An 11,158-nucleotide genomic window follows, 5' to 3' on the forward strand; every position below is an offset into this window, starting at 1 on the left:
TTGGGTGGGATGTATCAGCCGTTCTATTACCTCGACCACCGCGTTCCCTTCACAGACGCCGACCTGCGGCCAGTGCGTATACGCCACGGTCATGAGATCGCGCACCAATCGCCGATACAGCGCCAGCGTATCCGCCAGAGCGGTCTGTTGGTCGGCACTGGTGACGTGTAGCGCCAGGGAGTCGGAACGGATGATCGGCATAAGAAAACTATATATCCAACCAGTGATAAGAACAAGCAAGGCTGACACCTTGCCCTGCCTTAACTGTCGATTCTTTGAATGAATCGAATCGCAGAATGCGGCAGGATTTTGTTCAATAACGGCTGGAAAAAATATGTTTATAGAATTGGTGCCAATAAATAGGCAGCGCGTGAAATCAAGCGTTTCCACAAGGGTCTTGCATTCATTTCTTCGATCTTTACTTGACGACATTGAGCAAAATCTTCTTCCAGCATTGAATGTACTTCAGCTGCAAAATTTGAATCAGGTATAAAAGCGGTAATTTCAAAATTAAGTCTGAATGATCGATTATCCAGATTGATAGTACCTATTGTGGCAATTTCATTATCGACAAGCATGACCTTTTGATGCATAAAACCAGGTAGATAACGGTATATTTTTACGCCTGCACGTATCATATCCGGAAGAAAGGCGAAGGCTGAAAGGAAGATCAACAAGTGATCCGGACGCTCCGGCATCATCACACGAACATCGACACCTCGCATGGCGGCAAGGCGTAACGCATCTTGAACGCCTTGGTCAGGAACGAAATAGGGGCTTGTCACCCAGAACCGAGTTCGAGCGCTATGAATAGCATGCTGTACCAGCAGGCTTGCAGTTTCCTGCGGGTCCGCCGGTCCTGAGGGAACGATCACCACGTCCTGATTCTCTGCACAGATCGATTTAGGCTGCCAAGCCAGGCTGATGACCTCCCCTCTTGCCCAATGCCAATCCTCCCAGAAGGCTTCCTGCAAACCAAGCACGCTGGGCCCCTCCAGCTTAAGGTGAGTGTCTCGCCAGGCACCATGACGGCGGTGTTGTCCCAGGTATTCGACACCCACATTGAAACCTCCCAGCCAGCCTTGCCGGCCATCCATGACGGCAATCTTGCGGTGATTGCGAAAGTTCAGCTGAAAACGGTGTTTGAAGCCCCGCGATGACCGGAAAGAACTGACTTCCACTCCGGCGGCTGACAGGTCACGTAGATATCTTTCGTTGAGTTTATGACTACCCACCTCGTCGTAGAGAAAATAAACTCTCACGCCACGCTCGGCAGCCTTCTGTAAATAGTGCTTGAGTTTGAGCCCCAGGGCGTCGTCACGCACGATAAAAAACTGCAACAGGACATAATCCTGAGCATTATCGATACCACTGAACAGGCTGGCGAAGGTGGCCTCTCCATCAATTAACAACTCCGCCCGGTTGCCGCATGTCAGCGGCATCATGGCCAATTGCTCAACGACGTTTATGGCAGGGCCATGTGTAGACCCCAGGTAAGGAGTAGAATGTTTGCGATAGCGCGCCAGGACACGGCGCAGGATAGTATCCCGCTCACCGCGTGCCGATACATAGCCATAAAAACGCGGCCGCCCGAAAAACCAGTATGCCGGTACTGCCACGTAAGGAATGGTCAGCAAGGAAATAATCCAGGCAATAGCGCCTTGTGACGTACGACTCGACATCAAGGCCAGCAAGGCAGAAAAAATGCCTAAAAGGTAGACCAGCATGATGCCCATCCCCAATAACCAGGATGTCATGGCAACTCCACATAAACGTGCAAATATAAGGCGTCTTGCCTCGAATAATCGAGACCCGATTATATCAGCTTTAGTTACACAAAGGCCCCGCCAAGAGCGGGGCCTTTGTCATTCGTGCGGATTAGCAATAAGAGTCGACAACGAAGCTCATTGCCTCAGGCGGACTGGGCAATGATTTCCTTCCATTTGGCCGGACCGGTCTGGTGCACGGAGGTACCCTGGCTATCTACCGCCACGGTCACCGGCATGTCTTCGACCTCGAACTCATAAATCGCTTCCATGCCCAAGTCTTCAAACCCGACCACTCGAGATTTCTTGATCGCTTGGGCGACCAGGTACGCGGAGCCGCCCACCGCCATCAGATAGACAGCTTCATTGTCGCGAATGGCATCAATCGCCGTCTGGCCGCGCTCTGCCTTGCCGACCATACCCAGCAAACCGGTTTCTTCCAGCATGGTACGGGTAAACTTGTCCATGCGAGTTGCCGTGGTGGGGCCTGCGGGACCGACCACTTCATCCCTTACGGGATCCACCGGTCCCACGTAATAGATGAAACGTCCTTTCATGTCGACCGGCAAGGGTTCGCCCTTGGCAATCATGTCGACCATGCGCTTGTGCGCCGCATCGCGCCCGGTGAGCAGCTTACCGTTGAGCAGCAGGGTATCGCCGGGCTGCCAGGTCTTTACCTCTTCCGGTGTCACGGTGTCCAGATTGACACGTTTGACGTTCTCCCCTGCTTCTCGGGTAATTTCCGGCCAGTCTTCCAGTTTAGGCACCGGCAATGAAGCGGCACCGGAACCATCCAGAGTGAAATGAGCGTGTCGAGTAGCCGCGCAATTGGGAATGATAGCCACCGGCTTGTTGGCCGCATGGGTCGGGTAATCCCTGACCTTGATATCCAGCACTGTGGTCAAACCACCCAGGCCTTGGGCGCCAATACCGCTCTTGTTGACCTTGTCGAACAGTTCAAGACGTAACTCTTCGGCACGATTACTCGGCCCACGCGCTTGAAGGTCCTGAATGTCGATCGGGTCGAGTAGCGCTTCCTTGGCGATCTGCATGGCTTTTTCTGCAGTGCCGCCAATGCCGATACCCAGCATGCCCGGCGGACACCAGCCGGCGCCCATCTTGGGCAACTGTTCCATGACCCAATCAACCACGCTATCTGAAGGATTGAGCATCGCGAACTTGGACTTGGCTTCACTGCCACCGCCCTTGGCCGCCACATGAACCTCGACGGTATCGCCCGGTACAATCTTGTGATGAATGATGGCCGGCGTATTGTCCTTGGTATTCTCGCGCTTGCCGTCCGGGTCTGCGAGAACGGAGGCACGCAGGACGTTATCCGGCAACTGGTAGGCGCGGCGCACGCCCTCGTTGATCATGTCGTCCAGGCTCATTTCCGTTTCCCAACGCACATTCATACCCACATGCACGAAGACGGTGACGATGCCGGTATCCTGGCAAATTGGCCGGTGCCCCATCGCGCACATCCGCGAGTTGATCAGGATCTGTGCGATGGCATCTTTTGCCGCCGGGTTTTCTTCTCGCTCATAGGCAGCCGCCATGGCATCAATGAAGTCTTTGGGATGGTAATAGGAAATATACTGCAAGGCGTCGGCGACACTTTGAATCAAGTCGTCCTGATGGATCACGGTCATGAACAAGAAGCTCCCGGGTTATCGTCCTGTGCTCCAATATTAGCCAGCACAAGCATTATAATCGTGGTGATGAGTATAACGTATCGCCTGGTTGGACGGCAGCCTTGCCTAGGTTCAGGGAAATTGCCTTTAGTCGAATTCATTATTAAATATAACGGTATAAAAATTCGGATCGGAAAGGCTTCTCTTTTTGTCGACCATCAACCCAATGCTAGCTGGCGCTCCTTGAGTTGATGCAGCTGGTCACGCAAACGTGCCGCTTCCTCGAACTCCAGGTTATGCGCCGCTTCGAACATCTCATCTTCGAGTTTGTTGATCGCAGTTTTTAGCTCAGGCGCATGCATCGATGCAATATCGTACTCCCCTGCTTTTTCCGCCACTTTGCGCTCACCTTTACGCCGGCTCCCCTTCTTGCCCGGCGTTTGCGCCGCTTCCAGGATATCGGCCACCGAACGCGTCACCGTGGTGGGTGTAATGCCATGCTCCAGATTGTGTTCGATCTGTTTGGCCCGCCGACGCTCGGTTTCGTCCATCGCTCGGCGCATTGAGTCGGTGATCCGGTCACCGTATAGAATTGCTTTTCCTTGGGAATTCCGCGCTGCCCGGCCGATGGTCTGGATCAATGAGCGTTCCGAGCGCAAGAACCCTTCTTTGTCGGCATCCAGAATCGCCACCAGTGAAACTTCAGGGATATCCAAGCCTTCCCGCAACAAGTTGATGCCTACCAGCACATCGAACTTGCCCAGGCGCAAGTCTCGAATGATTTCGACCCGCTCCACGGTATCGATATCCGAATGCAGGTAGCGTACTCGTATACCGTGTTCGTCCAGGTATTCGGTCAAGTCTTCTGACATACGCTTGGTCAGGGTGGTCACCAGCACGCGCTCGCCTACCGCCGTGCGCAGCCCTATCTGGGACAAGAGGTCATCCACTTGGGTACTGGCCGGGCGTACTTCTATTTCCGGGTCGAGCAAACCGGTGGGCCGCACTACCTGCTCAACCACCTGGCCTGTGTGTTCCGCTTCATATTTTCCCGGCGTCGCCGAGACAAATATCGCCTGAGGACAGATCGACTCCCATTCCTCAAACTTCATCGGGCGGTTATCCAGCGCCGAAGGTAAGCGAAAGCCATACTCGACCAGGGTTTCCTTGCGCGAACGATCGCCTTTATACATCCCGCCTACCTGGGGGACGCTGACATGCGATTCATCGATGAACAGCAGCGCATCATCCGGCAGATAGTCGAAAAAGGTAGGGGGCGGATCGCCCGGCGGGCGCCCGGAAAGATAGCGCGAGTAGTTTTCAATGCCGTTGCAATAGCCCAACTCCAGCATCATCTCGATGTCGTACAGAGTACGCTGCTCAAGCCGCTGGGCTTCCACCAGACGGTCATGGTTGCGCAGCCAGTCGAGTCGTTCAACCAACTCGACCTTGATCGATTCGATCGCCCCAAGAATGGTTTCGCGCGGGGTAACATAGTGAGATTTCGGGTAGACGGTCATGCGTGGCACATGGCCCCGCACTTCGCCGGTCAAGGGGTCGAATAGCCGGATCGAGTCAATTTCATTATCGAAAAGCTCTACCCGCACGGCTTCTTCCTCGGCATCGGCGGGGAAGATATCGATCACATCGCCACGCACCCGGTAGGTGCCTCGGCGAAAATCCATGTCATTGCGGGTGTACTGCAATTCCGCCAAGCGGCGCAGGAAGGCACGCTGGTCAATCAATTCACCCCGGCTGAAGTGCAAGCGCATCTTCAGGTATTGATCGGGATCCCCCAGACCGTAGATCGCCGAGACCGATACCACGATCAATGCATCTCGCCGCTCCAGCAGTGCCTTGGTGGCGGAAAGGCGCATCTGCTCGATGTGATCGTTTATCGAAGCGTCCTTCTCGATAAAAGTATCCGAGGAAGGCACATAGGCTTCAGGCTGGTAGTAGTCGTAATAAGAGACGAAATACTCTACGGCGTTATCCGGGAAAAACGACTTGAATTCACCGTATAGTTGAGCGGCGAGGGTCTTGTTAGGCGCCATGACAATGGTCGGACGCTGCAGGCGTTCAACGACATTGGCCATGGTAAAGGTTTTGCCCGAGCCGGTTACCCCCAGCAATGTCTGGTGGGCAAGCCCCGCCTCCAACCCCTTGACCAGGCTGCTGATAGCATTGGGCTGATCACCCGCAGGCTGGAATTTCGATTGCAGACGAAACTCTTTGCTCATTTCGACTCCTTTATGAAGTGTATTCAGCATTAAAATAACGGTATAAATTTCTAGGCAGTGCGGGTGGTTATTTCCACGGTCGCTTGGGTCATCAAGCGTTGAATGGGGCAGCGGTGACTGATGTCTTCCAGTCTGGCGCGCTGATCCGGGTCTTCAATGCCATGGAAAAAAAGCTCCACGTCCAACTTATAAAGCCCCTTGGCTTCCTGACTGTCATCACGCTTGACCTTGACGCTGATACTTTCAAGCGGCCACTTCTTACGCTTGGCGTACATCTGCACGGTGATTGCCTTACAAGCCCCCAGGGCGATATCGAAGTAATCATGCGGGTCAGGCGCACTTCCCTCACCTCCGAACGCTCGGGGCACATCCGCATAGAGGTCTTCCAGGCCCTCAAGTTCCACACGTTGGCGAAAAACATGATTACGTTCGCTGATGATTTCAATCGGCATGCGCATTAGCTTACCTCTATTGCTAGTTTTAGGGATTTGACCGCTTCGATAAGCACCTGAGGTTTCACACGCCCCTCGACGTCAGCACCATGACGGCCCACTTCGACGCTCTCCACCCCATCGAGCATCATCAATACCGTGGTAATGCGGTTGACCTGCTCGGTTGTTTCTACGCCACGGAAACTCAACGAGTAATGCGTCATCACGCCTCCTGTGCAAGACTGGTAAAAGCACCGCCGAGTTTAGCACGGGTCCAATGCCTTGCAATTAGCCGCTCACGCCCTCATTTGAAAGATAACAGCCTATTCCGCCGCCTTTTGATTGCCTTTCAGGTGCTGGTGAATGGCCAATGATCACTCGGAGTTTTTGTACATGTCTGATCCCCTCGCACCGCCTGTCTTTGTCTCCCTTTCCCATCTGGGCATTCTGGAGCTCAAAGGAAAGGGCGCCGCAACGCTGCTCCAAGGGCAGACAAGCGCCCAAGTGGCTCATGCCAACGGTAACTTCGCTCCCCTGACCTGCTTTTGCACCGCCAAGGGCCGGGTACTGGCAAATGCGCAGCTATGGAAAGTGGCAGAAGATCATTATCGCCTGATGCTTTCGCGTGATTTGCTGGATTCTTTACTCGCCCATTTAAAGAAATTCGCCGCTTTCTACAAAGTGGAGTTACGCATTGCACAAGAAATTTCTCTTATCGGCGTGATCGGTGAAGATGCCGGACATCAAATGGCTCAAGCACTCGAGGTGTCGCTACCTGACATTTCCTGGCATCAGGCGCAGTCCGCTTCACAGGATGCTCAAATGCTGCGCTACCCTGGTCTCCAACCGCGCTGGCTGGCCTGTATCCCTCAAGCAGGTATCGCGGCGTTGGCCGCCATCCCCCAAGCGAGTATTTCCCAGGAAGAAAGTCCTTGGAAACTACTGGACATCCAGGCCGGCATTGCCTGGGTCACCTCGGCACAGCAGGATCAGTTCCTGCCACAAATGCTCAATTGGGAAGCTCTGGGGGGCATCAGTTTCAAGAAAGGCTGTTACATGGGCCAGGAAGTAGTCGCTCGAGCGCACTTTCGTGGTCAGGTCAAAAAACGCTTGGCCCGTGCCAAAGTAACCACGAACACCTCTATCGAGCCGGGTACGCCTGTATACGATGAAACAGGTAAATCACGGGGCCAGGTTGTGGTCACTGCAGCGGATGTTCAAGGTAATATCGAGTTACTGGCCGTACTGGCCACCAATGCGATAGAAGAAGAGCTTTCTCTGAATATTGAAGGCTATCCAGTTAGCTTGCTTGCCTTGCCCTACCCAGTCGAACGCCTCGACCCGGAAACGCTGGTGGCTCACTAATAGGTACTCTTTACCCTGATGAGTACTTTTGACAAGCACTTTTAAAACCACCAAATGAATGTAACTTTTACATAGTCGCTCATTTGAACTACTCTTTCCTCATGGATGAGGAGGGTTCGGTTATGTCTCTACAACAAATGAGCACAGGTAAACGCAAGGGCATGGCGGCGGCTGCCATGCGCACCTACCCCGGCATTTCCAAGGCTTGGGGTCTCAAGGAGCATGAGGCAGCCATTCTGCTAGGTGTCCCTGACTCCACTTACCGCCGTTGGAAAAACGACCCTCAAAGCGCACGGCTCGATGTCAATCATCTTGAACGCGTGTCGTTGATTCTGGGTATTTACAAAGCACTGCACATCTTGCTGCCCAATCAACAAGCTGCCGATACCTGGCTACAGCGTCCCAACCACAACCCTCTCTTTGCGGACCACTCACCTATCGAACGTCTGCTCAATGGCCAGGTATCCGATCTTTACATCGTGCGCCAGCACCTGGATGCAGCGCGCGGTGGGGGCCATGCATGAGCTTTGCGCTGAAAGCGGTCAAGTGGCATCCCAGCTACCGCATCGTTCCTTCACGCTTTCCTCCCATCGACCTGTTCGAGTCGGTCAACGACTCACCCGACGACTGGGCATTGCTCAACGAACTGGAAGGCGAGACCTCAGCGCGACTGCGCGAGGAAGCTGGAGCCATCCACCTGGTACGCGAGGAAGACCGTCGCTACGGCCAGGGCTGGACGCCGGTGATGGCGGCATTTTGTCATTTCCCCATGACTGGCTCTCGGTTCACGGATGGTACCTTCGGGGCTTATTACTGTGCCTCGACGGAAACCACGGCCATTGCGGAAACCCGTTATCACGCCGAGCGTTTCATGCGGGAATCTCGCGAGCCTCCCATGATGCTGCAGCAGCGTGTCTATCTTTCCAATCTGTCAGGCAATTTGCTCGACCTGCATGATCCAGTAGACGCTCAACCGCTGTTGGCTCCCGACGACTGGTCAGCTGCACAGGCATTCGGCCGCCAGGCATGGGAAGACCGGCATGATGGGATTCTCTATCCAAGTGTGCGAGACACAGGCGGGACCTGTGCCGCCGTGCTACGCCCCCCGGTTCTTTCCGCCACCTGGCAGGGCCGGCACTTGGGCTACGAGTGGGATGGGAAATGCATACGCAATGTTTTCGAGCTGACGATTCTTGGCTGAACGAGTACAAAACAACCGACTGACTGGGCAAAAGCAAAAGCGTTCAAACAGCAACCCCCTGAAGGCGAAACAGTTTTTTCGTGGTCGTCGTGGCAGCACTGGCCACTTTCTCTACCGTCTGGCCTCTGAGCCCGGCAACGGCCCGACACACCTTGGCCACCCGTGCCGGCTCATTGCGCTCCCCTTGATAGCCGCTAAGCGGCATATCGGGGCTATCGGTTTCCAGCACATAGGCGTCATCAGGAAGCGATTTCACCGCTCGATGCAGGCGTTTGGCGCGTTCATAGGTGGTGGCGCCGCCCAAGCCCAACACAAAGCCCAAGTCCACAAACTTGGCGGCCTGCTCGGGCGAACCGGCAAAGGCGTGAATCAGCCCGCCGGCGGGTAGTTTCAGCTCGCGCAGGCGTTTTGCCACCTGGTCATTGGCATGCACGCAGTGAATCACAATCGGCAGGTCACGATCCTTGGCGATGCGTAACTGGGCATTGAAATACTCCCATTGCGCGTCCCAGCTCTCCTTGAAGCGCGCATCGATACCGCACTCACCTATCGCGACAACCTCAGGCGCCAGCCCATCGAGGTGCTCATCCAAGGCACGCTCCAGTGCCTCGATGTGCTCACTGCGATGTTCTGCGATGAAATAAGGATGTAATCCGAGACTTGTACTGACATCGTCTCGCTTGCCCAAAGCCAGCACTTTCTCCCAGCGCGCCTTGGTGGTACCCGGCACCATGAAATGCACCACTCCCGCCGCTTTCGCCCTTTCGAACATCAGTTCACGGTCGCCATCGAAATCGGGAAAATCCAGGTGGCAGTGGGCATCGATCATTTCCGCGCTCCTCTGTTTTCTCTGGCTCGCTCTGGCTTAATGCTCCCGTGTCGGCTGGAAGCGGATTTCCGGCCAGCGCTCCTGAGTCATCTGCAGATTGACCCTTGTAGGAGCAATGTAGGTCAGGTAGCCGCCACCGTCGATGGCCAGATTGGTACTCGCCTTGCGCTTGAATTCCTCAAGCTTCTTGGCATCCTCGCTATACACCCAACGGGCGGTATTGACGTTGATACCTTCATATAGACAATCGACCTTGTACTCTTCCTTCAGCCGATGGGCCACCACATCGAACTGCAGCGTACCTACCGCGCCCAGTATCAGGTCATTGTTATCTATCGGCATGAAGACCTGCGTCGCCCCTTCCTCGGAAAGCTGTTGCAGGCCCTTGTGCAGCGCTTTCATCTTGAGCGGATCCTTCAACCGCACGCGCTTGAACAATTCGGGGGCAAAGTGCGGAATACCGGTAAAGCGCATGTCCTCGCCAACGGTAAAGGTATCGCCGATCTGAATCGTGCCGTGGTTGTGCAGGCCGATGATGTCGCCGGGCCAGGCTTCTTCCACATGGGCACGATCGGAGGCCATGAATGTTAGAGCATCGGCGATCTTGACGTCCTTCTTGATTCGCACATGGCGCATCTTCATGTTCTTTTCGTACTTGCCCGAGCAGACACGCAGGAAGGCGATGCGGTCGCGGTGATTAGGGTCCATGTTGGCCTGGATCTTGAACACGAACCCGGTGAAGCGCTCATCATCAGGTTCGACGACACGCACATCGGTTTCGTGGGCCTGAGGTGCCGGTGCATACTCGACAAAGCCATCGAGCATTTCACGCACCCCGAAGTTACCCATGGCGGTACCGAAATAGACCGGGCTCAATTCGCCACGCAGGTAGGCATCGTGATCGAAGCGATGAGCGGCGCCACGCACCAGTTCCACTTCCATGCGCAGCTCTTCCGCCTGGTCTTCGCCGAGTACGGTATCCACCTCGGGGTTATCCAGCCCTTCGATACGCCGGTCTTCGGGAATTCGACTGCCCTGCCCTTGGGTGTAAAGGTGAATCACATCATTATAAAGGTGATAGACGCCTTTGAAGGCACGTCCCATACCGATCGGCCAAGTCATCGGCGCACACTGGATATTGAGCACCTCTTCGACTTCGTCCATCACTTCGATAGGGTCGCGCGTCTCACGGTCCATCTTGTTGATGAAGGTAAGGATCGGCGTAGTGCGCAAGCGACACACTTCCATCAATTTGATGGTGCGTGTCTCGACACCCTTGGCGCCGTCTATCACCATCAGTGCGGAATCCACCGCAGTGAGGGTGCGGTAGGTATCTTCCGAGAAGTCTTCGTGTCCCGGCGTATCCAGCAAGTTGACCATACGCCCGCCGTAGGGGAACTGCATCACCGATGTGGTCACCGAGATGCCGCGCTCCTGCTCCATCTTCATCCAGTCGGAAGTGGCGTGGCGGTCGTTGCGCTTGCTTTTCACCGAACCAGCCAGCTGGATGGCATTGCCGAACAACAGCATTTTTTCAGTAATCGTGGTCTTGCCCGCATCCGGGTGCGAAATGATAGCGAAAGTGCGCCTAAGCGCCGTCTCGCGGGCTAACTGGGGGTTATTCATTCAACCTCTTTCTCGACATGTACTTGTCAATAGGTACTTGGATTATTACTGAATTCTTTCTGATCA

10 protein-coding genes and 1 pseudogene are annotated in these 11,158 nt (G+C 54.7%); 3 read left to right on the top strand and 8 right to left on the bottom strand.

Annotated elements, in window-relative coordinates:
* The 6 genes and pseudogenes from DU506_RS11220 to DU506_RS11245 all read right to left on the bottom strand — a co-directional run.
* Nucleotides 1–201, bottom strand: a pseudogene (locus DU506_RS11220) (IS200/IS605 family accessory protein TnpB-related protein); the annotation flags it as partial.
* 137 nt (nt 202–338) lie between these two features.
* Entirely contained in the window at nt 339–1,757 is a 1,419-nt protein-coding gene (gene cls / locus DU506_RS11225) for a cardiolipin synthase (RefSeq protein WP_114487028.1), read from the bottom strand.
* A gap of 155 nt (nt 1,758–1,912) precedes the next feature.
* Nucleotides 1,913–3,418, bottom strand: coding sequence for a fumarate hydratase (locus tag DU506_RS11230; RefSeq protein ID WP_114487029.1), 1,506 nt, complete (start codon nt 3,416–3,418; stop codon nt 1,913–1,915).
* A gap of 200 nt (nt 3,419–3,618) precedes the next feature.
* Nucleotides 3,619–5,640, bottom strand: coding sequence for an excinuclease ABC subunit UvrB (gene uvrB, locus DU506_RS11235; RefSeq protein WP_114487030.1), 2,022 nt, complete (start codon nt 5,638–5,640; stop codon nt 3,619–3,621).
* A gap of 50 nt (nt 5,641–5,690) precedes the next feature.
* Complete coding sequence (locus DU506_RS11240) at nt 5,691–6,098, bottom strand: OsmC family protein (protein WP_114487031.1); 408 nt, start codon at nt 6,096–6,098, stop codon at nt 5,691–5,693.
* Entirely contained in the window at nt 6,098–6,295 is a 198-nt protein-coding gene (locus DU506_RS11245; RefSeq protein ID WP_114487032.1) for a hypothetical protein, read from the bottom strand. Before DU506_RS11245 ends, DU506_RS11240 begins: the two co-directional genes overlap by 1 nt.
* Nucleotides 6,296–6,464: 169 nt before the next feature.
* On the opposite strand from DU506_RS11245, the gene ygfZ reads away from it, so the two are divergent.
* The 3 genes from ygfZ to DU506_RS11260 all read left to right on the top strand — a co-directional run bounded on the left by ygfZ (nt 6,465) and on the right by DU506_RS11260 (nt 8,637).
* A complete protein-coding gene (gene ygfZ, locus DU506_RS11250; RefSeq protein WP_114487073.1) occupies nt 6,465–7,436 on the top strand; it encodes a CAF17-like 4Fe-4S cluster assembly/insertion protein YgfZ in 972 nt (323 codons plus the stop codon).
* A gap of 122 nt (nt 7,437–7,558) precedes the next feature.
* Nucleotides 7,559–7,960, top strand: coding sequence for an antitoxin Xre/MbcA/ParS toxin-binding domain-containing protein (locus tag DU506_RS11255; protein ID WP_114487033.1), 402 nt, complete (start codon nt 7,559–7,561; stop codon nt 7,958–7,960).
* Complete coding sequence (locus DU506_RS11260; protein WP_114487034.1) at nt 7,957–8,637, top strand: RES family NAD+ phosphorylase; 681 nt, start codon at nt 7,957–7,959, stop codon at nt 8,635–8,637. The genes DU506_RS11255 and DU506_RS11260 overlap by 4 nt, the downstream gene beginning before the upstream one ends.
* 43 nt (nt 8,638–8,680) lie before the next feature.
* Here the strand turns inward: DU506_RS11260 and DU506_RS11265 are convergent, their stop codons facing one another.
* Nucleotides 8,681–9,466 (bottom strand): TatD family hydrolase, encoded by a 786-nt coding sequence (locus DU506_RS11265; protein ID WP_114487035.1) that lies wholly within the window; start codon nt 9,464–9,466, stop codon nt 8,681–8,683.
* Between the two features lie 36 nt (nt 9,467–9,502).
* Complete coding sequence (locus DU506_RS11270) at nt 9,503–11,092, bottom strand: peptide chain release factor 3 (RefSeq protein ID WP_114487036.1); 1,590 nt, start codon at nt 11,090–11,092, stop codon at nt 9,503–9,505.
* Between the last annotated feature and the right edge of the window lie 66 nt (nt 11,093–11,158).

Origin of the sequence: Vreelandella rituensis (assembly GCF_003336665.1) — a bacterium.
Lineage (GTDB): Bacteria > Pseudomonadota > Gammaproteobacteria > Pseudomonadales > Halomonadaceae > Vreelandella > Vreelandella rituensis.